The organism is Arthrobacter sp. P4_F11 (assembly GCF_056401395.1).
On sequence record NZ_JBFUJK010000007.1, the window covers coordinates 166,782 to 189,092 of the forward strand.

At 70.2% G+C, this 22,311-nt stretch carries 22 protein-coding genes; 16 read left to right on the forward strand and 6 right to left on the reverse strand.

All coding sequences use genetic code 11. From position 1 onward, the window contains the following. Positions 1-85: 85 nt before the first annotated feature. From AC1DRO_RS10070 to AC1DRO_RS10085, 4 genes are all read left to right on the forward strand, one after another. The gene (locus tag AC1DRO_RS10070) at positions 86-532 is read left to right on the forward strand and encodes a DoxX family protein (protein WP_028275275.1); all 447 of its coding nucleotides are present in this window, start codon (positions 86-88) and stop codon (positions 530-532) included. Then, positions 493-1,305 (forward strand): AzlC family ABC transporter permease, encoded by an 813-nt coding sequence (locus AC1DRO_RS10075; RefSeq protein WP_476950706.1) that lies wholly within the window; start codon positions 493-495, stop codon positions 1,303-1,305. Before AC1DRO_RS10070 ends, AC1DRO_RS10075 begins: the two co-directional genes overlap by 40 nt. Next, positions 1,302-1,613 carry an AzlD domain-containing protein gene (locus AC1DRO_RS10080; RefSeq protein WP_476950707.1) on the forward strand — a complete coding sequence of 104 codons (312 nt, stop codon included), beginning with the start codon at positions 1,302-1,304 and terminating at the stop codon, positions 1,611-1,613. The genes AC1DRO_RS10075 and AC1DRO_RS10080 overlap by 4 nt, the downstream gene beginning before the upstream one ends. A gap of 107 nt (positions 1,614-1,720) precedes the next feature. Further along, on the forward strand, positions 1,721-1,975 hold the full coding sequence (locus AC1DRO_RS10085; RefSeq protein WP_476950708.1) for a hypothetical protein: 255 nt from the start codon (positions 1,721-1,723) through the stop codon (positions 1,973-1,975). Between the two features lie 51 nt (positions 1,976-2,026). On the opposite strand, the gene AC1DRO_RS10090 is transcribed toward AC1DRO_RS10085, so the two are convergent. Continuing rightward, entirely contained in the window at positions 2,027-2,659 is a 633-nt protein-coding gene (locus AC1DRO_RS10090) for a TetR/AcrR family transcriptional regulator (protein WP_028275272.1), read from the reverse strand. A 177-nt stretch (positions 2,660-2,836) separates the two neighbouring features. On the opposite strand from AC1DRO_RS10090, the gene AC1DRO_RS10095 reads away from it, so the two are divergent. The 7 genes from AC1DRO_RS10095 (at position 2,837) to ppsA (ending at position 10,588) form a co-directional block, all read left to right on the forward strand. Beyond that, positions 2,837-3,202: a thiamine-binding protein gene (locus AC1DRO_RS10095; protein ID WP_476950709.1), complete on the forward strand. Its 366-nt coding sequence runs from the start codon at positions 2,837-2,839 to the stop codon at positions 3,200-3,202. A gap of 92 nt (positions 3,203-3,294) precedes the next feature. Then, a complete protein-coding gene (locus AC1DRO_RS10100; RefSeq protein ID WP_028275270.1) occupies positions 3,295-3,972 on the forward strand; it encodes an O-methyltransferase in 678 nt (225 codons plus the stop codon). A 230-nt stretch (positions 3,973-4,202) separates the two neighbouring features. After that, a complete protein-coding gene (locus AC1DRO_RS10105; protein WP_476950710.1) occupies positions 4,203-5,309 on the forward strand; it encodes an acyl-CoA dehydrogenase family protein in 1,107 nt (368 codons plus the stop codon). Further along, positions 5,303-6,832: a PIG-L family deacetylase gene (locus AC1DRO_RS10110; RefSeq protein WP_476950711.1), complete on the forward strand. Its 1,530-nt coding sequence runs from the start codon at positions 5,303-5,305 to the stop codon at positions 6,830-6,832. Before AC1DRO_RS10105 ends, AC1DRO_RS10110 begins: the two co-directional genes overlap by 7 nt. 5 nt (positions 6,833-6,837) lie before the next feature. Next, positions 6,838-7,623 (forward strand): glycosyltransferase family 2 protein, encoded by a 786-nt coding sequence (locus AC1DRO_RS10115; protein WP_476950766.1) that lies wholly within the window; start codon positions 6,838-6,840, stop codon positions 7,621-7,623. 42 nt (positions 7,624-7,665) lie between these two features. Next, positions 7,666-7,884, forward strand: a complete 219-nt coding sequence (locus AC1DRO_RS10120; RefSeq protein WP_028277122.1) for a three-helix bundle dimerization domain-containing protein — start codon at positions 7,666-7,668, stop codon at positions 7,882-7,884. 274 nt (positions 7,885-8,158) lie between these two features. Next, a complete protein-coding gene (gene ppsA / locus AC1DRO_RS10125; protein WP_476950712.1) occupies positions 8,159-10,588 on the forward strand; it encodes a phosphoenolpyruvate synthase in 2,430 nt (809 codons plus the stop codon). On the opposite strand, the gene AC1DRO_RS10130 is transcribed toward ppsA, so the two are convergent. Then, positions 10,589-12,523, reverse strand: a complete 1,935-nt coding sequence (locus AC1DRO_RS10130; protein WP_476950713.1) for a heavy metal translocating P-type ATPase — start codon at positions 12,521-12,523, stop codon at positions 10,589-10,591. A gap of 213 nt (positions 12,524-12,736) precedes the next feature. On the opposite strand from AC1DRO_RS10130, the gene AC1DRO_RS10135 reads away from it, so the two are divergent. Both AC1DRO_RS10135 and AC1DRO_RS10140 read left to right on the forward strand, forming a co-directional pair. After that, positions 12,737-13,822: an SDR family oxidoreductase gene (locus AC1DRO_RS10135; RefSeq protein ID WP_476950714.1), complete on the forward strand. Its 1,086-nt coding sequence runs from the start codon at positions 12,737-12,739 to the stop codon at positions 13,820-13,822. 104 nt (positions 13,823-13,926) lie between these two features. After that, the gene (locus AC1DRO_RS10140) at positions 13,927-14,913 is read left to right on the forward strand and encodes a polysaccharide deacetylase family protein (RefSeq protein ID WP_476950715.1); all 987 of its coding nucleotides are present in this window, start codon (positions 13,927-13,929) and stop codon (positions 14,911-14,913) included. A 137-nt stretch (positions 14,914-15,050) separates the two neighbouring features. On the opposite strand, the gene AC1DRO_RS10145 is transcribed toward AC1DRO_RS10140, so the two are convergent. Both AC1DRO_RS10145 and AC1DRO_RS10150 read right to left on the reverse strand, forming a co-directional pair. After that, positions 15,051-16,058, reverse strand: coding sequence for a zinc-dependent alcohol dehydrogenase family protein (locus tag AC1DRO_RS10145; protein WP_476950716.1), 1,008 nt, complete (start codon positions 16,056-16,058; stop codon positions 15,051-15,053). A gap of 54 nt (positions 16,059-16,112) precedes the next feature. After that, positions 16,113-17,024 carry a universal stress protein gene (locus tag AC1DRO_RS10150; protein ID WP_476950717.1) on the reverse strand — a complete coding sequence of 304 codons (912 nt, stop codon included), beginning with the start codon at positions 17,022-17,024 and terminating at the stop codon, positions 16,113-16,115. 177 nt (positions 17,025-17,201) lie between these two features. On the opposite strand from AC1DRO_RS10150, the gene AC1DRO_RS10155 reads away from it, so the two are divergent. Then, complete coding sequence (locus AC1DRO_RS10155) at positions 17,202-18,185, forward strand: spermidine synthase (RefSeq protein WP_476950718.1); 984 nt, start codon at positions 17,202-17,204, stop codon at positions 18,183-18,185. A gap of 42 nt (positions 18,186-18,227) precedes the next feature. On the opposite strand, the gene AC1DRO_RS10160 is transcribed toward AC1DRO_RS10155, so the two are convergent. Next, positions 18,228-19,145, reverse strand: coding sequence for a LysR family transcriptional regulator (locus tag AC1DRO_RS10160; RefSeq protein ID WP_476849839.1), 918 nt, complete (start codon positions 19,143-19,145; stop codon positions 18,228-18,230). 131 nt (positions 19,146-19,276) lie between these two features. Here AC1DRO_RS10160 and AC1DRO_RS10165 point away from each other — a divergent pair, with 131 nt between their 5' ends. Both AC1DRO_RS10165 and AC1DRO_RS10170 read left to right on the forward strand, forming a co-directional pair. Further along, positions 19,277-20,659, forward strand: coding sequence for an MFS transporter (locus AC1DRO_RS10165; RefSeq protein ID WP_028277130.1), 1,383 nt, complete (start codon positions 19,277-19,279; stop codon positions 20,657-20,659). 78 nt (positions 20,660-20,737) lie between these two features. Beyond that, on the forward strand, positions 20,738-21,487 hold the full coding sequence (locus AC1DRO_RS10170; protein ID WP_028277131.1) for a 3-hydroxybutyrate dehydrogenase: 750 nt from the start codon (positions 20,738-20,740) through the stop codon (positions 21,485-21,487). A 181-nt stretch (positions 21,488-21,668) separates the two neighbouring features. Here AC1DRO_RS10170 and AC1DRO_RS10175 read toward each other — a convergent pair whose 3' ends face one another. Beyond that, positions 21,669-22,304 (reverse strand): LysE family translocator, encoded by a 636-nt coding sequence (locus AC1DRO_RS10175; RefSeq protein WP_476950719.1) that lies wholly within the window; start codon positions 22,302-22,304, stop codon positions 21,669-21,671. Positions 22,305-22,311 lie beyond the last annotated feature (7 nt).

Genomic DNA, 22,311 nt, shown 5'->3' on the forward strand with positions numbered 1-22,311 from the left:
CTCCAAGGAACCTGGGCTCACATCTTCACATCCCCTGCGTCCCCGCGGATTACGGCCGGCGTGGCCGCTGTGGTTGAGTTGTTGCATGCCATTTCGCCGGCCCGTCCCGGACCTCCAGACGCTGTCCGCGGCAGCGATGAGCGCGCTGCTGCTCACCAGTGCCGCCAAGCACTTCCGCGAGCCTGAATTTTTCCACCCGGTGGTACCCGACTTCCTGTGCCGGGACGACTCCGGCGAGCAGCCGAACGGGCCCCTGGCCGTCCTGTCCCGTGAGGAATGGGTGGCAGTGAGCGGGCTGCTGGAAGCCGCCGCCGCCGTCGGGCTCCTGGTCCCGGCCACCCGGAGGGCCGCCGCGGGCTGTGTCACGGCGCTGTTCGCCGCCTTCCTCGCCGGCCACGTGGACGCCCTGCGCAAAGCCTACGGACCGGAGGGCTCGCCGCGCCGGCGACGCGTGCACACCCTGCGGCTCCCGCTCCAGGCGCCCCTCATCGCATGGGCCTGGACTTTGACACGGCGGAACCGGCGCCCGTGAAAATCCTGCAGTCACCGGCGGTGCGGATCGGTTTGTCGATCAGCATCGCCACCGGCCTCTACGGCGTCTCCTTCGGCGCGCTGTCCGTAACCTCAGGCCTGGATTTCTGGCAAACCATGGCGCTGAGCCTGCTGCTGTTCAGCGGCGGCTCGCAGTTCGCCTTCATCGGCGTGGTGGCCGGAGGCGGGTCCGGCGTCGCCGCGATGGGCGCCGCGACGCTGCTGGGCATGCGCAACGGCATCTACGGCATGCAGATCAACGCCCTCCTGCAGCCGCGCGGGTGGCGGAAGTTTGCCGCCGCCCAACTGACCATCGACGAGTCCACCGCCACCAGCACCGGGCAGACGGACCCCGACGAGCAGAAACGCGGCTTCTGGACCGCCGGAATCGGCGTCTTTGTCCTCTGGAACCTGTTCACCGCCCTCGGCGCACTGGCCGGCGGAGCACTCGGGGATCCCAAACAGTGGGGACTGGACGGCGCCGCCGTGGCGGCCTTCCTGGGCCTGCTCTGGCCGCGGCTGAAAGGCAGGGAACCTGTGGCCATCGCGGTGGTCTGCGCGCTGGCCACCGTGCTGGCCGTGCCGTACGTGCCCCCGGGAGTGCCGATCCTCGTCGCCGCCGTGGTCGCGGCAGGGATCGGCTGGTTCAGCCACGGCCGCAGCGACGAGGGCCTGGAACCGGACGTCGATCCGTACGCGGAGGACCACGTGCGCCACCACCACCACGACCCTGCCCGCGATTCCCGCGGCGAACGCTCCGGAGACGACGCATGAACCTTTGGATGTGGCTGCTGCTCTCCTGCCTGCTCGCCTACGCCTGGAAGCTGCTCGGCTACCTGGTGCCGGCCAGCCTGCTCCGCAACCCGCGGATGTCCAGGATGGCCGGGACCATGACAATCGGGCTGCTGGCGTCCCTGACGGTGGTCAATGCCGTCGCCTCCGGCCAGTCGCTCGTCCTGGACGCCCGGCTGGGCGCCTTGGCGGCGGCGGGCATCGCCTTATGGTTGCGCGCGCCGTTCCTCGTGGTGGTGATCGCCGGTGCGGCCGCGGCCGCCGGGCTCCGGCTGCTCGGCTGGGACTGACCCGTTCGTGGGACGCCTGACCGCGCTGGGCCGCGGACCGGCTGTGGGTGGGCCGGAACGGTCTTTAGTCCCTACTTGGTGCCGGGATCGCATGGGAGCATTCGAACATGACTGAACACGACGGCGAGCTGCCGGCTGCCGACCGGGAGGCTGCCGACGAGCAGGCCGCGGAGCAGCAGGCCGCGGAGCAGCAGGCCGCGGAGCCGCGCAAGGATCAGCGCACCAAGCAGCACGAGCCGTATGTTTCCGGCGGGGCTGAGTCCACCCGTGAAATGCGCGAAATGTCCCGCCGCCGTCGGGAAGCCGAAGAGAAGCTTCAGCAACACCTTCTCGAAGCCAAGGAAAAGCCGGCCGAAGACTAGCGCCGGGCACCGGGCTGTCGGGGCACCTGCAGGAACCGGCGCTTATGGGTGCTAGCCGAGAACGGCGTCGAACGCGGTGCCCGTCAGCGGGGCCTGCGGCGGCAACGCCCGGTCCGGCCGCTCCGTCCGGATGGCGTCCTCAACCAGCGCCACGGGCCGGCGCCACGCGTCGGAGCCCGGCTCCATGGTGTCCACGACGCCGATCAGCATGGCCAGCAGGCGGATCATGTCCGTCATGGAAATATCGCTGCGCAGGGTGCCCTGCCCCTGGCCCCGGCCCAGCAGCACGGCGATGGATTCAATCAGGCCGCCCGTGATCCCGGTCAGCAGCCCGCGCCGGCCCGCGACAGCTCCCAGCAGGTTGGCTTCTTCGCTGGCGACATGCATCGTGGCATCGATGACCCGAAAGAGCCCTGCGGCGGCGTCAGGATCGGCCAGGGCCTCATCGATGGCCGGATCCACCTGCAGCCGGAGCTGCTGGTTCAGGGCAGCGAGCACCAGCTCTTCCTTGTCGGCGAAATTCCGGAAAAGGGTGGCGGGACCCACGCCGGCGGTGACGGCAATGGTCTGCAGCGGCACCTCGGGGCCGTGCTCGCGGAAGCACTGGCGGGCCGCGGCGATGATTTTGTCCACGTTGCGCGCGGCATCTGCGCGGAGCGGCCTGCGGTCTACTGCCCGGTTCATTTGCCTAGGGTAGCAACGCGAAGGGTGCGCGAACCTGTTACCGGCGGGTAGTGACTTATGTGACGGTGGCGGAGGTGCCCCCGGCCGCTGCCGGGCTGGAATCGCGTGAAAGACTAGTGCCGGACAGCCCGGAAGTTTTCGCCCCCGGTGTCCTGACTGAGTGAAGGGAACCACCACATGCTGGTCGCATTCTCCGTAGCACCCTCCGGTGACCCAGCCAACGCGCAAGCGCCCGGCGACGCGTCGGTCCACGACGCCGTCGCGGCGGCGGTGCGGATCGTCCGGGAGTCGGGCCTGCCCAACCGGACGAGTTCCATGTTCACCGAGATCGAGGGCGACTGGGACGAGGTCATGGACGTCGTCAAGCGGGCCACGGACGCGGTGGGCGCCTACGGTTCGCGCGTCTCGCTGGTCCTCAAGGCGGACATCCGGCCGGGCTACAGCGGCGAGCTGACCGGCAAGGTGGAACGGCTGGAAAACGCCATCGACGGGCAGGGCGCCGGCGGGACCGGCCCGCAAATCCCAACCCGGCCGGGAAACTAGGCGTACTGAGCCGGACCGGACGCCGAAACGCCGGCGGGAACGGCGCGCCCGGAGGGGTACCGCCGGGCGCGGGCGGCTGGAACACTGGGGGCATGATCGAGCATCAATCCGCCCCCGGCTGGGTCGCCGTCGAGAACTTCCTCTCCGACGCGGTGGTCCGCCCGGACCGTTCACTCAAGCGCGCCGTCACCAGCGCGCTTGAGGCAGGCATGCCGCCCATCGAAGTCGCCCCCAACGCCGGCAAACTCCTGAAACTGCTGGTCCAGCTCTCCGGTGCCCGCCGCGTCCTGGAGATCGGCACGCTGGCCGGCTTCAGCACCATCTGGATGGCCCAGGGACTGCCCGACGACGGCCGGCTGGTCACCTGCGAATACCTCCCCCTGCACGCCCGCGTCGCGCGCACCAACGTTGACGACGCCGGGCTGGGCCACAAGGTGGACATCCGGGTCGGCGCGGCGCTGGACACCCTGCCCGAGCTGGAAAGCGAGGCCGGGCCGCCCTTCGATTTCGTGTTCATCGATGCCGACAAGGAAAACAACCCGCACTACCTGGACTGGGCCATCCGGCTTGGCCGGCCCGGCACCACCATCGTGGTGGACAACGTCGTGTGGGAGGGTGCGGTGCTGGACGCGTCGATGGACCCGGTCAACGCCCCCGGAATCATCAGCACCCTCCAGATGATGGGCGATGACCCTCGGCTGGACGGCACCGTGATCCAGACCGTGGGTTCGAAAGGCTGGGACGGCTTCGCCCTCGCGATCGTCCGCTAGGTGCAAGAGATTGTCCGCCGGGGCGAACGCGCCGGTGGCAGCCGACCCCGTGAAGCGCCCGGCCACCCCCAAGTGCTAAGTATGCTTAGATTACTTGTCGACGGCGCCAGCGATGGCGGCGCGGCCGCGGACGCGCAGGACTTCAGCCACGTGGCCGGGCCCAGCCCGATCCGCCCAGCCCGATCCGCCCAGCCCGATCCGCCCAGCCCGAAGGAACACAGGCCGCCGAAATGAACGGGATCCCCATCTCGCACCACCCCCTACCTGTCCGGATCAGCTCCGCGGCCGCGGAGCTGGAGACGATCAGCCCCCTGCTGTCCGAGGCGCAGGACGCCGTCGGCGATGTGCCGGCGCTGCTGGAGCTGGCCAAGGCGGCCGCGGCGGCGGCGCCCAAACCAGGGGACGGCCGGACCGCGTTCCTGTGGGAGATTCTGGCCTCCGCGACCGCCGTCGATGTCGCCGCCGGACGGGTGCTGGAACCACACCTGGATGCCGTGGCGATCCTGGCCCAAGCCGGCGATGAGGCGGCACGGCACGGCCGGGACTGCCCGGACCCGGACGATGCCGACTTCGAGGGGACCTGGGGTGTGTTCGCCGCCGAGGTGCCCGGCCTGCGGCTCGAAGCCAAGGAAGCCGCAGATGGCTGGATCCTGCAGGGATCCAAGCCCTGGTGCTCGCTCGCCGCCCAGCTGGACCATGCCGTGCTGACGGCCCATCTGGAGGCCGGCGGCCGGGCCGCCTTCGCCGTCGACCTCCACGCGAACGGGGTGGGCTTCGCGAATCCGGAGTGGACCAGCCGGGGGCTGCGCGAGATTCCCAGCGGCACAGTCCACTTCGAGGCCGTTTCCGCCGTGCCCCTCGGCGGCGCCGGCTGGTACTATCAGCGCCCGGGTTTCGCGTGGGGCGGCATGGGCGTGGCCGCCTGCTGGCTCGGCGGCGCCGTCGCCGTGGCGCGCAGCTTCGCCGACTCCCTGCGGCACGCCGCCGACGGCGGACGGGAACCGGACCAGATTGCACTGGCCCACCTCGGCGAGATTGACCGAACGCTGGCCGCCCTGACCGCCTACCTGGCCGGCACGGCCGCGAGGATCGACGCCGGCGAACTCTCGGACCGCGGTGCGTGGCAGGAAGCCCTGCGCGTGCGCGGCAGCGTGGCCGCCGCCGTCGAACGCGTCCAGACGCTCGTGAGCCAAAATCTCGGTCCGGCCCCGCTCGCCTTTGACGAGCGCTACGGAAAACGGATGGCCGATCTCGCCCTGTACATCCGCCAGCACCACGCGATGCGCGACGACGCGCAGCTGGGCGCCCTGGCGCTGGCCGAAAGCAACCCATGGTGACCTTCACCCACAACGACGCCGGGACCACCGAGGCCGCCTGGGCCGGCAGCCGTGCCGCCGGGCTGCCGGACCTGCCGCTGGATGACGCGGCGCTCGCCGGCCGGGCCTTCGTTGTCCTGGCCGCGCACCCGGACGACGAGTCGCTCGGGGCCGGCGGGCTGCTGGCCCGGCTGCACGCCGTCGGTGCCACGGTCCGGGTGCTGCTGTGCACGGCGGGGGAAGGATCCCACCCCGGCTCGCCAACGACGACGCCGGAACAGCTCGCGGCGGTACGGCTGCAGGAGTTCGGCGATGCCCTGAAACGCCTTTCCGGGGTCGGGAACGGGGCCGGGGACGTGGCGTGGCAGTGCCTGGGCCTGCCCGACGGTCACCTCGCCGGGCACCGGGAAGAGATCCGGAAGGCCGTCCGGGACGCGGTCCGGGAGGCGGCGGCCGTGTGCGGTCGCGCCGCGGACGAGGTGGTTCTCGTGGCGCCTTACCGCTCTGATGGACACACCGACCACGACGTCCTCGGATCCGTTGCCGCCGGGCTCAGCGCCGCGGCGGGCCACGCCCTCCTCGAGTACCCCATCTGGTACTGGCTGTGGGCGGCACCAGGCGCGCCGGATGCCGGCGGCGACCCGGCCGGCGGCGCATGGCGCGGCTGGTTCCGGCTGCCGCTGCGCCCGGCAGAGCTTGAGGCCAAGGCCGCCGCGATGGCGGCACATGTGTCCCAGGTCCGCCCGCTCTCCGGGCTGCCGGGCGACGAGGTGCTCCTGCCTCCGGCCTTCCTGGCACACTTTGCGCGGACCTGGGAGACATTTGCCTGGCACCCCGCGGTCGCGCCGGCCGACGGCCACGGCGACGGTCATGCGGACGGCACCGGCGACGGCGGGGCGGATGGCGGGTCCCGGCGGCCCTTCGCCGCGGGCGACGCGGAGCGCGTGTTCGATGCGGTCCACGCCCGGGAGGAGGACCCCTGGCAGTACACGTCGAGCTGGTACGAACAGCGCAAACGCACCCTCACGCTCGCCGCGCTGCCCGGCAGCAGCTACACGTCCGGGTTGGAGATCGGCTGCTCCATCGGGACTCTGAGCGTGGAACTCGCGCCGCGGTGCGGAAGCTTCCTCGCCGTCGATGCCAGCGGCGCCGCGCTGGACCGTGCCGCCAGGCGGCTCGCGCACCTGCCCGCGGCGACGACGCGACACCTGACCGTCCCGAACGAGTGGCCGGACGGATCGTTCGACCTGATCGTGGTTTCAGAGGTGGGCTACTACCTCTCACCGGCAGAGCTCGCGGGACTGTTCGACCGGATTCAAGGCTCGCTCATGCCTGGCGGGACCCTCGCGCTGTGCCACTGGCGGCACCCCATTTCCGGCTGGGAACTCGACGGCGACGCGGTCCACGCCGCGGCCCGGCGGCACCTGGGCTGGGCCGGCAGCGGGACTTACCAGGAGCGCGACTTTGTGCTCGAGGTGTTCCTTGCCCCGGACGCTGTACCGGGTGCCGTGCCGGGCCTGGGCGGCCCGGAACGGATGCGGTGACCCCGATGACGGCGCTGCCGTTGCCGCGCGGGCACCGCATCGACCGGGTCGCCGTCGTCATGCCCGCAAACAACGAGGAAGACCACCTGGAACTGGCGTTGGAGGCCGTCCAGCGATCCGCGGACGCCCTGCACAGGGTCCGGTCCGACGTCGAGACCCGGGTGACGGTGGTACTGGACAGCTGCACGGACGGCTCCGCCGCCGTCATGGCCGGCTTCGCAGCCTCGGACCCGCGTTTCAGCGCACTGGCGGTCAGCTACCGCAGCGCCGGCGCCAGCCGGGCCGCTGGCGTCCGGGCCTCCGGCATCGGCGTGACCCGGCGGCGGCCGCCCGGCCAGCGCTGGACGCCGCCGCCCTGGGCCGGTCGGACCTGGCTGGCCAACACCGACGCCGATTCCCGCGTGCCGGAGAACTGGCTGGTGCACCAGCTGGCGTTCGCCGAGGCCGGGGCCGACGCCGTGCTGGGTTCCGTGGAACCGGACCCCGCCGGGATGGACCCTGAGCTGCTCCGGCGCTGGCACGAACGCCACCCCTTCCGCGAGGACCACCCCCATATCTATGGCGCGAATTTCGGGGTCCGGGCTTCCGCCTATCTTGCCGCCGGAGGGTTCGCCCGGGTCACGTCCGAAGAAGACCGGACCCTGGTGCACAGCCTCCGCAGCCGCGCCTTTACGGTCACCGCAACGGACAGCATCAGGGTCATGACCTCCGGCCGGACCCATGCCCGGGCGCCCCACGGCTTTGGCACCTACCTGCGGAGCCTGGGCCACCTGCTGCCGCCTGCCGGCTGAAGATTCATTGACGCCGGGACCCGGCCGCTCCACACTGAAGAAGTGACGGACGATGCGAAAGAACCCAGCATTGATCAGGTTGTCGAGCGTCTGGCTGCCAGGTTTCCGCACGTACCGCGGATGCACATCGCCGGGATCGTCGGCGAGGAATTCGATGCCCTGAACGCAGGCCGGATCCGGACCTACATACCCACACTGGTTGAGCGCGGTGCCCGCGTGCGGCTCAAGAGCGAGTTCGGGATCAGCGCCGCCGAAGACTAACGCACGTGACGCCGCCCCCTAGCCGCGAGTTCGCCGGATGCGCGCGACCCGGCACCCCCCGCACCCCGCGCGACCCCGCACCCTCGAGTTCGCCGGATCCGCCCGACATCGCCGTATAGTTCCGGCGATCCCGCAGGTGTCCGGCGATTTCGACGGCGGCGGCCCGGGGCAGCCGGCACAGTAGCCGGAGGGGGCGCGCGGGTCCAAAGCCCCTGACCCAGGAACACCGATCCCGCGCAGTATGGGTCCACCGACAATCCACAGGAGTGCTGTGATGGCTGAATCGCCCGTGATGTGGTTTGACGAGATCGGCATGGCCGACGTCCCGCTGGTCGGCGGGAAGAACGCCTCGCTCGGCGAGCTCATCCGGACCCTCCAAGGCGAGGGGATACGGGTCCCTGACGGGTTCGCCACCACAGCCGCCGCGTACCGCTCGTTCGTCGCGGCCAACGGGATCGACGCCGCCATGCGATCGCGCATTGCCGCCTACCGGGCCGGGGACGCCACACTGCGCGCCACCGGAGACGCCATCCGGGACCTGTTCCTGGCCAGCGAGTTCCCCGGCGACATCGCCGACGCCATCCGCGCCCACTACCGGACCCTGGGGGACCGGGCCGGCATGGACCGGCTCGCCGTGGCCGTGCGCAGCAGCGCGACGGCGGAGGACCTCCCGGACGCGAGCTTCGCCGGGCAGCAGGAGACCTTCCTGAACATCGCGGGTGAGCGGGAACTGCTGGACGCCTGCCGCCGCTGTTACGCCTCACTCTTCACGGACCGGGCCATCAGCTACCGCGAGGTCAAGGGCTTCGACCACATGGACGTCGCCCTCTCGATCGGCGTCCAGCGGATGGTGCGCTCCGACGTCGGCGCCTCCGGGGTGATGTTCTCCATCGATACCGACTCGGGCTTTCCCCGCGCCGCCGTTATCAGCGCGGCCTGGGGCCTTGGCGAAACCGTCGTCCAGGGCACCATCAATCCGGACAAGTACCTGGTCTTCAAGCCGCTCCTGACAGAGTCCGCGGCCGCGGAGGGCATCACCCCGATCATCGAGAAATCGCTCGGCTCCAAGGCCCGGAAAATGGTCTACAGCCGCGGCGGGAGCGCCCGCACCCGGATGGTGGACACCTCGGAGGCCGAGCGCCGGGCCTTCGTGCTGGGCGACGCCGAGATCCTCGCCCTCGCCCGCTGGGCCGTCACGGTCGAAAACCACTACGGCCGGCCCATGGACATGGAATGGGCCCGCGACGGCGAGACCGGGGAACTCTTCATGGTCCAGGCCCGGCCCGAGACGGTCCAGTCACGCCGGACCGGGCCGCAGTTCACCATCCACCACCTGCTGGAACAGGGGCCCGTGCTCGCCACCGGATCGGCCATCGGCGACTCGATTGCGCACGGCACGGCCTGCGTCATCCGGACCGCGGCGGACATCGCGGCGTTCCGCGACGGCGCCATCCTCGTGACCGAAATGACCGACCCGGACTGGGTGCCCATCATGAAACGGGCAGCCGGCATCGTCACGGACCACGGCGGCCCCACGAGCCACGCGGCGATCGTCAGCCGGGAGCTGGGTGTTCCCGCCGTCGTCGGAACCGGCAACGCCACGGCCGTCCTGGCCGAGGGCCGGCCCGTGACGATCTCCTGCGCCGAAGGTGATCTGGGCCGGGTCTACGACGGCACCCTGGCGTTCGAAACCGAAGAGGTGGACCTCGGCGCGCTGCCTGCGACGCGCACGGCCGTCATGGTCAACATCGCCAGCCCAGCCGCGGCCTTCCAGTGGTGGCGGCTGCCGGCGGACGGCGTCGGGCTTGCCCGGATGGAATTCATCATCAGCAGCCTGATCCGCGTCCATCCCATGGCGCTTGTCCACCCGGAACGGGTCACGGATCCGGCCGAGGCGCACCAGATCCGGGAGCTGGCGCAGGCCTATGCGGACCCGGCCGAGTACTTCGTGGACGCCCTGTCGCTGGGGATCGCCAAGATCGCCGCGCCGTATTACCCGCGCCCCGTGATTGTCCGGCTCAGCGACTTCAAGACCAACGAATACGCCCACCTGCTCGGCGGTGGCGCCTTCGAGGAACCGGAAGAGAATCCCATGCTCGGGTTCCGCGGCGCCTCGCGCTACTACGACCCCCGTTACCGCGAGGGGTTCGCGCTCGAATGCGCCGCGCTCAAACGTGTCCGCGGGAAGCTCGGGTTCACCAACGTGATTGTCATGGTGCCGTTTTGCCGCACGCCGCAGGAGGCGGACAAGGTCCTGGCCGTGATGGCCGAGCATGGTTTGGTCCGCCGCAGCAACGGGCTGCAGGTCTACATGATGTGCGAAATCCCCTCCAACGTGGTCCTGGCCGAGAAGTTCGCCACGCGGTTCGACGGGTTCTCGATCGGCTCCAACGACCTCACCCAGCTGGTCCTGGGCGTGGACCGTGACTCCGGCCAGCTCGCGGCGCTCTTCGATGAGCGGGACGAGGCCGTGATGGCGATGATCAGCGAGGCCATCCGCAAGGCCCACGCCGCCGGCATCAAGATCGGCATTTGCGGGCAGGGACCGAGCAACCACCCGGAGTTCGCCGCGTTCCTGGTGCGCGAAGGGATCGACTCGATCTCCCTGAACCCGGACAGCTACCTCAAGACCGTGCCGCGGATCGCGGAAGCGGAGACTGAGTCAGCCGTCGCGGCAGCAGAGACAGAGTCAGCCAGGAAATAGTCATCCCGGTAGCGGGGCCTGCCGCGCGCTTTCCCGGGACCGCACCGGGCTGGCGGCGCCGTGGCGGCCGGGGCCGAGTGAACGCAGGGCATTGAGGATCGTGGCGAGGTCCACCAGTTCCTGGGACAGGGCGCCGGCGATGGCCGGCACGTAGCCCGCGGCCGCGGCCAGCATGAGGGCCACGCTCAGGCCGATGCCGATCCAGATGCTCTGCAGGGCCACCTGCACGGTGCGTTGCCCGATCCGGACGGCGGTCCCCACCTTGGAAAGGTCATCGAGGATGATCACGACGTCGGCCGATTCGCCGGCCGCCGTCGAGCCGCGGGCGCCCATGGCGATTCCGACGTCGGCGACCGCCAGGACGGGGGCATCGTTGACGCCGTCGCCGACCATCATGACCGGACGGTCCGGCAGCGACCTGACGGCCTCGACCTTGTCCCGCGGCAGGCATTCGGCGCGGACGTCGGTGAGCCCTGCCTCGTCCGCGATGTGCCGGGCCGTGGCGAGCGCGTCACCGGTCAGCATGACCGTTCGGCGTACGCCCAGGGCCTTGAGGTCGGCGAGGGTGCGGCGGGTCTCTTTGCGGATGGGATCGCTCATCACCAGGGCGCCCACGAATTTTCCGCCGGCACCGACGTAGATGGCGAGCTCGCCGCTGGCCAGCCCCTCCTCCGCCACGCCGGACGCCCACTCTGCGACGAACGCGGGCTTGCCCACCACCACGTCCTGGCCGTCGAACCTGGCGCGGACCCCGTGGGTGGCGAATTCGGTGGCTTCGGTGGCGGCCGCGAAGGGCAGGGCCCGGTTCCGGGCGGCCTCCATCACCGAGGCGGCCAGGACATGCGAGGAATACTGTTCCGCGGACGCCGCCAACTGCAGGACCTCGTCCTCTGCGAGGGGCCCGGCGGTCCGGATACGCAGCAGGGACGGGCGGCCGTACGTGAGGGTCCCTGTCTTGTCGAAGGCGGCCGTTTTGATCCGGCTCAGCTGTTCCAGCACCCCGGCGTACTTGACGATGACACCGGAGTGCGCGGCGCGGCTCATGCCGCCGAGGAACGCCACCGGCGCTGCGATCAGCAGGGGGCACGGCGTGGCCACCACGAGGACCTCGGCGAAGCGTTCCGGGCTGCCGCTGATGATCCAGCCCACGGCGCCGAGCACGTACGCGAGGGCCGTGAACGGCACGGCATAGCGGTCGGCGAGCCGGACCATGGGCGCCTTGCTGTCCGCCGCCTCCTGCACGAGGGCGACGATCCGGCTGTACTGCGAATCCTCCATGCGCGCCGTGACCCGCATCCGGACCGCGGCCTCACCGTTCAGCGAACCGCTCATGAGCCCGTCCCCGGCGGACCGCTCCACCGGCAGGCTCTCCCCGGTGAGCGAGGACTCATCGAAAGAGCCGGTCTCGGAGAGCAGGACGCCGTCCAACGGGACCACCTCGCCGGGTCTGACCAGCAGGATGTCCCCGATCTCGACGTCGGCGGCCGCCACGTCCTCGTGTTGGCTCTCCGTTGGGGTTCCGGCGGCGGCGGGGGTTCCGGCTGTGTGGGTTCCGGCGGCGGAGCCGTTGCGCTCCCGGTGGGCCGTCTGCGGGACGCGTTCGAGCAACGCGGTGAGTTCGCCCTTGGCCCGGCCGGCGGCGTAGTCCTCAAGGGCAGTGCCGCCCGCGAGCATGAGTACGACGATCATCGAGGCGACGTACTCGCCCACCAGCACGGTGCTGACGATTGCCGTGACGGCCAGGATGTCGATGCCGAACTGGCCGCCTGCGAGCCGGCGCGCCATCCCGACGGCGAGGTAGGCCGCCACGGCCAGGGCATAGACGCTCGCAACGGCCCGGGCTATGCCTTCCTGCCCGGAGAACAGCAAGACCAGCACGGCCAGCAGGACGACGAGGGTCCCGGCCACGAGCGGATACCGGAGTACGAATTTCACGGATGTTCCGCCTTAGCTTCGTATCAGTTTTGGCGTCTCCCTGAATCCTACTGCGCGGCCGCGACCGGCTTGCCGGGACGGCCTCCCGGACCGTCCCCGGACCCCGGCATGAGAGGCTGGACGAGCAGCCGTCCCGATCAAGCGGGCCGGCGCGCAGGGACCCGATACATGCAATGGGCGCGGCGCAGCACAAGCGATGCCAGGAGGAATGACGTGCGAAGCAGTTCAGAGACCGTCGACACCCGGACCGCCCTGGTGGTGGGGGCAAGCGGAATTGCCGGATCCGCCCTGGTGGACAGGCTCGCCGAGGAGGGCTGGGACGTGGTGGGGCTCTCCCGCAATCCCCTCCGCCGCCGTGACGTACGCCATGTGAGCGCGGACCTGACATCCGTGGAGAACCTGCGCCAGGCCCTGGCAGGTGTTTCGCCCACCCATGTGTTCTACACCGCCTGGTCCAGGCGGAAGACCGAACAAGAGAACATCGACACAAACGCGGGCATGCTGCGGAACGTCCTCGCCAGCCTCAACGGCAAGCCTGTGAAGCACGTCGCCCTCATGACCGGGCTGAAGCACTATCTGGGCCCGTTTGAGGCGTATGCGGCCGGGGAAATGCCGGACACCCCCTTTCGGGAGAGCGAGCCGAGGCTGCCGACGCCGAACTTCTACTACGCCCAGGAAGACGAGTTGTGGGCTGCGGCCGCGAAGCAGGGCTTTGGCTGGTCCGTGCACCGGGCGCATACGGTGATCGGGCATGCGGTCGGGAACGCCATGAACATGGGGCTCACCCTCGCCGTTCAGGCATCCATCTGTAAGGAACTGGGCCAGCCGTTCATCTTCCCGGGCTCCGAGACGCAGTGGAACAGCCTCACGGACATGACCGACAGCGGACTGCTGGCGGACCACATGATCTGGGCGGCCACAGCGGACAACGTTGGCGACCAGGCCTACAACATCGTCAACGGCGATGTCTTCCGCTGGCGGCGCATGTGGCCTGCGCTGGCCGACTACTTCGGGGTCGAGCCGGTGGGTTACAGCAACGAACCGCGGCCATTGGAGCAGCAAATGAGCGGCATGGAAGGCGTGTGGTCGGGCATCGCCGCCCGCCATGGGCTGGCCGAACCCGACCTCGCGCAGGTCGCCTCCTGGTGGCACACGGACGGCGACCTGGGCCGGAACCTCGAGGTGGTCACGGACATGAGCAAGAGCCGGCTCGCCGGTTTCACCGGGTACCGCCGCACGGAAGACGCCTTCCTGCAGCTGTTCGACCGGTACCGTGCGGACGGCCTGATTCCAGCTTGATTCCGGCTTGATTCCGGCGTCCTCCTACGCTGCGACAAGGCCGCGCGGGCCTTTCAGCACTGGACCGGCCGTGACCGGTGGGGCCACAGTGAACCATGCGGTCCATGATTAGCGGCGGCCGGCGCCGGCTGATGATGATCGCGGCCGTCGTGGCTGCGCTCGGGCTGCTCGCCGCCGGCGTCGCGGTCCTGCTGTTGCCGGGGACGCCGACGGCGTTCCCGCCCGCATTTACGCCTGTCACCGCGACGGCATCCGGATCCGCCTCCGCAACTGCCTCCATCCCCGCAACTGCCTCCGCCTCCGAGACACAGACCCCTGCCTTGACGACCGCGGCATCGCCGCCCCCGGGCACCAGCCTGCCTGCGCCGGCCGTGCCGGTTCCCGTCCCGCCGCCGGCACCAGAACCAACCGAAGCCGCTCCCGTGCCGCCTGCGGTGCCCCCCGCGGCGCGGTTCCCCGCCGCGCTCGCCGGCCACGACGTCGAGAGCATCCCGGGCGCCGGAACCGTAGTGGCCCTGACCTTCGACGCCGGCGCCAACGCTGCCGGACTGCCGAGCATCCTGCAGAGTCTCGCCGCCGCGGACGTGCGGGCCACGTTCTTCCTTACCGGCAGCTGGGCTGCCGCGAACCCCGGAGGAGTGGCGGCGATCGTCGCCGGCGGGCACCGGGTGGGCAACCATTCCATGACGCATCCGGCATTCACCGGGCTGCCCGACGTCGGCATCAAGGACCAGGTCCGGTCGGCCGAAGAGGCCATCCGGACGGCCGGGGCTGACCCGCGGCCGCTCTTCCGGTTTCCCTTCGGCGACCGCGATGCCAGGACCATCGCCACCGTCAACAACCTCGGCTACCTTCCCGTCCGCTGGAGCGTCGACACCCTGGGCTGGAAAGGCACCAGCGGCGGAGTGACGGCGCAGGTCGTGGCGGACCGCGTCCTGTCGGGCCTGCAGCCGGGGGAAATTGTCCTGATGCACATCGGCTCCAACCCCGACGACGGCACCACCCTGGACGCCGCTGCCCTGCCCCAGGTCATCAGCCGCATCCGCCAGGCCGGCTACGGCTTCACCACCCTCGATGCAGTCCTGGGCTGAGCGCGGCCGGGCCAAAGGCCGCTGTTACTCCGCAGCGACCGCCGGTAGGACTGGGCCATGACGGAGTCGCCCACAGCTGCCGCCGCGCTGGCGTGTCCCTGGCGTCGGTGCGGTGACTTGCTTGGGGTGGTTCCGGGCTATGTCGCGTCCATGTGCAGCACGGCTGCTCCGGTGATCCGGTCCTCCGCCAGGTCCCGCAGGGCCCGGTCCGCGGCCTCGAACGGGTACGGCACAGTGGTCGGGCGGAGCGGGATCTCGGCGGCGAGCCGGAAGAACTCCTCGCCGTCGGCCCTGGTGTTGGCTGTGACACTGCGCAACTGGCGCTCTTCGAAGAGCTCGTCGGCGTAGTGCAGCGACGGAATATCGCTCAGGTGGATGCCCGCGACGGCGAGCGTCCCGCCGCGGTCCAGGGCCCGGAGCGCAACCGGCACCAGCCCGCCCGCGGGGGCGAAGAGGATCGCGGCATCCAGGGGATCGGGCGGTTGTTCCTCGGCCCCGCCCGCGAACGTCGCGCCCAGGTCCAGGGCCAGCGCGCGAGCCTGCGCGGACCGGGTCATGACGTACACGCGCGCACCCCGGTAAAGGGCGATTTGGGCCGCCAGATGCGCGGAGCCGCCGAACCCATAGATGCCCAGCCGTCCGCCGATCGGCAGTTCGGCCCGGGTCAGGGCCCGGTAGCCGATGATGCCTGCGCACAGGAGCGGCGCAGCCTCCTCATCGCTGAACGTCTCCGGGATCCGGTAGGCGAAGTTCTCCGCCACGGTGATGAGCTCGGCGTACCCGCCGTCGCGGTCCCAGCCGGTAAACGTGGGGGACAGGCAGAGGTTTTCCTGGCCGCGCAGGCAGAACCGGCAGGCGCCACAGGTGCCGCCCAGCCAGGCCACGCCCACCCGTTCGCCGATGCCGAACCTGGCGGCCCCCGGTCCCTGCCCGATCACCTCACCCACTACCTCGTGGCCCGGGATGACCCCGGCATGGCGCGGCGTGAGGTCGCCCTCGGCCAGGTGCAAGTCCGTGCGGCACACACCGCAGACCCGCACTTTCAGCAGGACTTCGCCGCGTCCCGGCACAGGATCCGGGCGGTCGGCTGCCACGAGGGGGCCGGTGGACATGGGGCCCGGAAGTCCAACTTGCCATGCTCGCACCGCGGCCTCCTTCTTGCAGCGTCTGCAGGTCCGAATCGGTTGCGCTGGCGGCGGCTAGCGGGTGACTAGCACGTTGCAGCGCGCCTTGTGCAGCACGGCGGAGACCGTGTTGCCGGCTCCGGCCGCAGGGTTGTGGGTCCCGAGCACCAGCACGTCGGCGTCGTCCGCGGCGTCGAGGAGCTCCCGGGCCGCATGGCCCTCACGCAGGACGCCGGCAACCTCCAGCCCGGGCGCCATCCCGCGGGCCTCGTCGATGGCGCGCTCGAGCAGATCCTGGCCGTGGAGCAGGGCATGGCGGCCGTGCTCTTCCCGTGCCCCGCCGCGCAATGGATCGACGTGGACGAGGTGCAGCGGGGCGCCGAGGACTTTGGCCAACCGGATGGCCTCGGCCACCGTGGCGGGGCTGCGGGGCGAGGCGTCGACTCCCACGACAACGGGGTGGGCCCGGCGGCGCGGGCGCCGGATTATCATCACCGGGCAGGGTGCCGAGCCGGCCAGATCGACGCAGACCGAGCCGGCCACCTGGCCCAGGACGGCGCCGAGGCCCCGGCTGCCCACTACCAGCAGCCGTGCGTCCCGGGAGGCGTCGCGCAGCACGGGCGCCGGGAGCCCGGCCTCCATGACGCCGTCGACGGCGGGGCCCGGACGTTCCGGCTGTTGCCCGGTAACGGCGCGCTCGGCCCCCAGCGGTGCGCCAGCGGCCGCTTCGCGTGCGGCGCCGCGTGCCAGCTCGATGCCCTCGGCGAGGACGGCTTCCGCGGAATGCCGCAGCCCGCTGCCGGCCACGCCCTTGACAGGGCCCAGGTTCTTCGTGAAAACCGGCCACACCCAGGCGTGGATCACCAGGAGGTCCAGCCCGGCCGCGGCCGCGTATTCGGCCGCCCAGCGAACAGCGAGTTGGGCGGCCCCGGATCCGCCGTAGCCGACCGCCACGGTGCCGCCCTGCTGCCCTGTGGGTGCCGACATTTTTCCTCCCGGCTCGTCGGACGCACCCCTTCGCCCGGCACTATGTGCAGCCCCAGTAGAACCCTGCGGCCCGGGAATGTGTAGGGGCTTTGGTCCCGCGGGCTGGCCGCGTCCGGGGCCGCGTCAGGGGCTGCCGGTGAACTAGGGTTGAAACATGCACAATGCGGGGGATAGCTGATGGCCAAGCGGGGCAAAGGGCGGGGCGTCCAAGCCGCCGGGCCGGGTGTTGTGGAAGTGCCCAAGGGTTCCCGCCCGGCCGGTCCTTTGGCCGGGGTGTACTACATCGATACCGGGGACTGCGAGCTGATCCCGGACCAGGACAATTCCACCGGCTGGCTCCTGCGCATCAACGGCGTCATGAGCTCGCACATTGACCTCGCGGACCCGTTGTTCCTCGACTTCGAGTACATGCGCTGGATAGCAGCCCTGGTGGAGTCGCGCTGGCCGCGGGAGCCTGGGCCCAAGCTGCGCGCCCTGCACCTTGGCGGGGGAGCATGCTCACTGGCGCGCTATTTCCACGCCGCCTACCCGGACGCCCGCCAGGTGGTGGTGGAGCTGGACGGCAAGCTCGCCGACTACGTCCGGGGCTGGTTCGACCTGCCCAAGGCGCCGTTGCTGCGCCTGCGCGTGGGAGAGGCCCGCGAGGTCACCGAGAGCCTGACCCCGCAGACCCGGGACCTGATCATCCGCGACGTCTTCGCCGGCTCGCTGACCCCGCGGCCGCTGACCACCCGGGAATTCATCGAGCACGCCAAGCGCGTCCTGGCCCCCGGCGGGATATATGTAGTCAACTCCGGCGACGCCCCGGACCTCAAGAATGCCCGCGAGGACGCCGCGACCATCGCCGACGCCTTTGCCTACACCGTGATCATCGCGGATCCGGCCATGCTGAAGGGCCGGCGCTTCGGCAACATGGTCATGGCCGGCAGCGATGTCCCGTTCGACGACGACCCCGGCCTCGCGCGGCGCCTGCTCGGCGGTGCGGTACCGGCCCACATCTGGAACGACGAAAAGGTGCGGGCGTTCGCGGCCGGCGCCGCCGTCCGGCATGACCCGAAGTCGCCCGTGCCCGCTGAGCCGGCCGCGGAACCGCCCGTTCCCGCTCAGCCGCCCGCCGAGCCCCCGGCCGGGCCCCGCGCAGGGACGCCGACTGCTCCGTAGCGGCCCTTTTGCGGCACTATATTTGCGGCACGATAAAGGCGGCTACGGAGCAATCGATGGGGCTGCTCCCCGTCCCAGCAGGGCATCGCGGTGCGCCGCGGTCTGCTCCCGCAGCGCCTGCACGAGCGCGGCCACCGCCGGCCGGCGCATCGAATCGGGCCGGAGCACCATCCAGTAGGGCAGCAGCTCCGCGAATTCGTCCGGCAGGAGCCGGACGAGGTCCGGATGCAGGTCGGCCGCGAAACAGGGCAGGAACCCAATCCCGGCGCCGGCCCGGGTGGCCTCCACGTGGACGAAGACGTTGGTGGAGCTCAGCCCGTCCCGCATGGTGGGCACCAGCCGCCGCGGGGCGTCCAGATCGTCCACCTGCAGCATCGAATCGACGAAGTAGACCAGTGAGTGGGCCGTCAGCTCCTCCACGGTGGCCGGGGTGCCGTACTCGGCGAGGTAGCCGCGGGAGGCGTACATCCCCAGCATGTACTCGCCGAGCCGCGCGGCCTCTGCCCGGTGCACCTGCGGCTCGCCGACCACCACCTCGATGTCCAGGCCGGACCGCTGCTGGAGCGCCCGGCGCGTCACGGTGATGATCTCGACGCTGAGGCCGGGATGGTCGCGGCGGAGCCGGGCCACGGCCGGGGCGGCGATGTAGGCGCTGAATCCATCCGTCGCGGTCATCCGAACTACGCCGGTGATGGGGTCCGGGGTGTGCCCGGGCTGCTCGAGGGTGCGCACGGCACTCTCGACCTGCTCGGCCACCCGAACGGCCTCGGCACCGAGTTCGGTGAGCTCCCAGCCTCCCGAGGCGCGGGAGAGCACGCGGCCACCCAGCGCCTTCTCCAGCGCCGCGATCCGGCGGGAAACGGTGGTGTGGTTCAGTCCGAGCGTCTGTGCCGCCGTCGTGAATTTAGCCGAACGGGAGACCGCGAGCAGGACCAGCAGGTCATCGGGATTGGCGTTCATATCTGCAATTCTGCACATAGCGGGTGCTGGTTTGGCCATTGAATCGCCGTGGATGTGCGGCAATACTCAATGAAGCCATTTCAGTGCTGTGCGTCACAGCGCGTGTCACCGTGGACACTAAGGAGAATCAGATGAGCGTAAACGAACGCTCTGCAACAACCGCCGCAGCACCCGCATCCAAGGGTTCCGGGCTCAAGAAAATCGTCGCCGCATCGATGGTGGGAACCGTCGTCGAGTGGTACGAATTCTTCCTCTACGCCACCGCCGCCACCCTGGTGTTCGGCAAGTACTTCTTCCCCGCCACGGGCAACGAACTGGACGGCATCATCCAGGCGTTCCTGACCTACGCCGTCGGTTTCGTGGCCCGACCCCTGGGCGGCATTGTCTTCGGCCAGATCGGCGACAAGCTCGGCCGCAAGCCCACCCTGCAGCTCACCATCATCATCATCGGTGTCTCCACCTTCCTGATGGGCTGCCTCCCGGGCTTCGCCACCCTCGGCTACCTGGCGCCGGCGCTGCTGGTCCTCCTGCGCTTCATCCAGGGCTTCGCCCTCGGCGGCGAATGGGGCGGTGCAGTCCTGCTCGTCGCCGAGCACAGCCCCAACAAGTCCCGTGGCTTCTGGTCCAGCTGGCCCCAGGCCGCCGTTCCCGTGGGCAACCTGCTGGCCACCCTGGTCCTGTTCATCATGTCCAACGTGCTCAGCTCCGCCGACTTCCTCAGCTGGGGCTGGCGGGTGGCGTTCTGGCTTTCCGCCGTGATCGTGTTCGTCGGTTACTACATCCGCACCCACGTCTCCGAATCGCCCATCTTCCTCGAGGCCAAGGCCCAGCTGGAAGAGGATCAGTCCGCCAGCTACGGCGTCCGCGAAGTCATCCGCAAATACCCCAAGGGCATCCTGCAGGCCATGGGGCTCCGGTTCGCGGAAAACATCATGTACTACCTCGTGGTCAGCTTCGCGATCGTCTACCTGAAGTCCGTGCACAAGTACGACACCTCCTCGCTGCTGCTGGCCCTGCTGATCGCCCACGTCGTCCACTTCCTGGTCATCCCGCAGGTCGGGCGCCTCGTGGACAGCTGGGGCCGGAAGCCGGTCTACCTCATCGGTGCTGTCACCGGTGCCACCTGGCCGTTCTTCGCCTTCCCGATGTTCGATACCCGCAACCCGGTGATCATCGTCCTGGCCGTCACGATCGGCCTGTGCCTGCACGCCTTCATGTATGCCGGCCAGCCGGCCCTCATGTCGGAGCTGTTCCCGACCCGGATGCGCTACGCCGGGGTCTCCCTTGGCTCGCAGGTCACCTCGATCTTCGCCGGTTCGCTGGCGCCGCTCCTGGCCACCCAGTGGCTCAAGGACACCGGCTCCTGGCTGCCTACCGCGATCTACCTGCTGGTCGCCTGCGCCATCACCACCGTCGCAGTGCTGACCCTGAAGGAAACCAAGGGCATCGCGCTGGAGGACGTGGACCGGGCCGACGCCGAACGCGAAGGCCTGCCCGTAGCAGCCACCCGCTGAGCTGCTTGAGTTTTGGGCCGGCTCCAGCCACGCTGGAGCCGGCCGCCTCATCGAATTTTTGACACGGAAGGCTGAGTTATGGAAAACACGCTGAACGGACGCAAGGCCCTGGTCACCGGCGGCGCCGGCGGGATCGGCGCGGCGAGCGTCCGGGCCCTGGCTGCGCGCGGGGCCAAGGTGGTGATCGCGGATATGGACGAGGCCGCAGCCGCCGCGCTCGCCGACGAGGTCGGCGGCACCGCGTGGGCCGTCAACCTGCTCGACGTCGAATCCCTCCAGACGCTCAGCCTGGACTGCGACATCCTGGTGAACAACGCCGGAATCCAGCGCATCAGCCCCATCGAGGAGTTCGATCCGGCCGACTTCCGCCGCATCATCACCCTCATGCTGGAGGCCCCGTTCCTGCTGATCCGGGCCGCGTTGCCGCACATGTACGCCAACAACTTCGGCCGCATCATCAACCTGTCCTCCGTGCACGGGCTCCGGGCCTCGCCGTTCAAGAGCGCCTACGTCTCGGCCAAGCACGGGCTCGAGGGCCTGAGCAAGGTAACGGCCCTCGAAGGCGGGGCGCACGGGGTCACCTCCAACTGCATCAACCCCGGCTACGTCCGCACGCCCCTGGTTGAATCGCAGATCGCGGACCAGGCCAAGGTTCACGGCATCCCGGAGTCCGAGGTGCTCGCCAAGATCATGCTGACCGAATCAGCGGTCAAGCGGCTCGTGGAGCCCGAGGAAGTGGCGTCCCTGGTGGCGTGGCTGGCATCCGACGACGCCGGCATGGTCACCGGCGCCAGCTACACGATGGACGGCGGCTGGTCCGCGCGGTAGCCCGGGCCGGGCTGCCGTGCGGGCGGCACGGACATGGTCCGCGTGCTCGCTCGTTCCTCCCCGCCGTCTCCCTGGCCTCGCAAGCTCGGCCAAGGAACCCGGACGGCGTGGGCCCTGCTTAGACGCACGCTTCCACATGCCCGCCGCCGCCCGCTTCCATCTGCTGGGCGACAGGAATCCGCTAGTTCTTGTTGCCCACGAGCGCCAGGGTGCCGCCCAGCCCGATCATCATCACGCCGCCGGTGGTGCTGAGAGCGGCGATCCGCCGGGGGGAGCGCGCAAACCAGTGCCGGGCCGTCCCGGCCGCGAGGGACCACGTGCTGTCCGAGACCAGGGCAATGAGCAGGAAGACCGCACCCAAGGCGGCGAGCTGCACGGGAATCGCTCCGGCCGAGTAGTCCACGAACTGGGGAAGCACGGCCACGAAAAACACAATCGACTTGGGGTTGGTCGCGCCGACGATGAAGCCCTCCCGGAGCACGCGGGCGGTCGAGGCCGGGTTCGAGGACGACGCCGCCGCCGCGCCGCCGCCGCGGTGCCGGATCGCCTGGATCCCGAGGTAGACCAGATAGGCGGCGCCGGCGAATTTCACCACGCTGAACAGCAGCAGGGACTGTGCCAGCACCACGCCGACGCCCAGGGCCACGGCGGCGATCTGCACCACCTCTCCCGCCGCGTTTCCCATGACGCTCAACAGCCCGCCCCTGCGTCCCAGGGCCAGCGTCCGTCCGATCACGAACAGCACGCTGGGCCCCGGGATGGCGATGAGCACGAGGGCGGCAAGGGCAAAGGCCAAGAGGTTGGTGGCGGGGACCATGCCTGAT

Coding starts and splice junctions, on each gene's coding strand:
- AC1DRO_RS10070 (WP_028275275.1), top strand. CDS start 86: ATGCCATTTCGCCGGCCCGTCCCGGACCTCCAGACGCTGTCCGCGGCA.
- AC1DRO_RS10075 (WP_476950706.1), top strand. CDS start 493: ATGGGCCTGGACTTTGACACGGCGGAACCGGCGCCCGTGAAAATCCTG.
- AC1DRO_RS10080 (WP_476950707.1), top strand. CDS start 1,302: ATGAACCTTTGGATGTGGCTGCTGCTCTCCTGCCTGCTCGCCTACGCC.
- AC1DRO_RS10085 (WP_476950708.1), top strand. CDS start 1,721: ATGACTGAACACGACGGCGAGCTGCCGGCTGCCGACCGGGAGGCTGCC.
- AC1DRO_RS10090 (WP_028275272.1), bottom strand. CDS start 2,659: ATGAACCGGGCAGTAGACCGCAGGCCGCTCCGCGCAGATGCCGCGCGC.
- AC1DRO_RS10095 (WP_476950709.1), top strand. CDS start 2,837: ATGCTGGTCGCATTCTCCGTAGCACCCTCCGGTGACCCAGCCAACGCG.
- AC1DRO_RS10100 (WP_028275270.1), top strand. CDS start 3,295: ATGATCGAGCATCAATCCGCCCCCGGCTGGGTCGCCGTCGAGAACTTC.
- AC1DRO_RS10105 (WP_476950710.1), top strand. CDS start 4,203: ATGAACGGGATCCCCATCTCGCACCACCCCCTACCTGTCCGGATCAGC.
- AC1DRO_RS10110 (WP_476950711.1), top strand. CDS start 5,303: ATGGTGACCTTCACCCACAACGACGCCGGGACCACCGAGGCCGCCTGG.
- AC1DRO_RS10115 (WP_476950766.1), top strand. CDS start 6,838: ATGACGGCGCTGCCGTTGCCGCGCGGGCACCGCATCGACCGGGTCGCC.
- ppsA (WP_476950712.1), top strand. CDS start 8,159: ATGGCTGAATCGCCCGTGATGTGGTTTGACGAGATCGGCATGGCCGAC.
- AC1DRO_RS10140 (WP_476950715.1), top strand. CDS start 13,927: ATGATTAGCGGCGGCCGGCGCCGGCTGATGATGATCGCGGCCGTCGTG.
- AC1DRO_RS10150 (WP_476950717.1), bottom strand. CDS start 17,024: ATGTCGGCACCCACAGGGCAGCAGGGCGGCACCGTGGCGGTCGGCTAC.
- AC1DRO_RS10155 (WP_476950718.1), top strand. CDS start 17,202: ATGGCCAAGCGGGGCAAAGGGCGGGGCGTCCAAGCCGCCGGGCCGGGT.
- AC1DRO_RS10160 (WP_476849839.1), bottom strand. CDS start 19,145: ATGAACGCCAATCCCGATGACCTGCTGGTCCTGCTCGCGGTCTCCCGT.
- AC1DRO_RS10165 (WP_028277130.1), top strand. CDS start 19,277: ATGAGCGTAAACGAACGCTCTGCAACAACCGCCGCAGCACCCGCATCC.
- AC1DRO_RS10170 (WP_028277131.1), top strand. CDS start 20,738: ATGGAAAACACGCTGAACGGACGCAAGGCCCTGGTCACCGGCGGCGCC.
- AC1DRO_RS10175 (WP_476950719.1), bottom strand. CDS start 22,304: ATGGTCCCCGCCACCAACCTCTTGGCCTTTGCCCTTGCCGCCCTCGTG.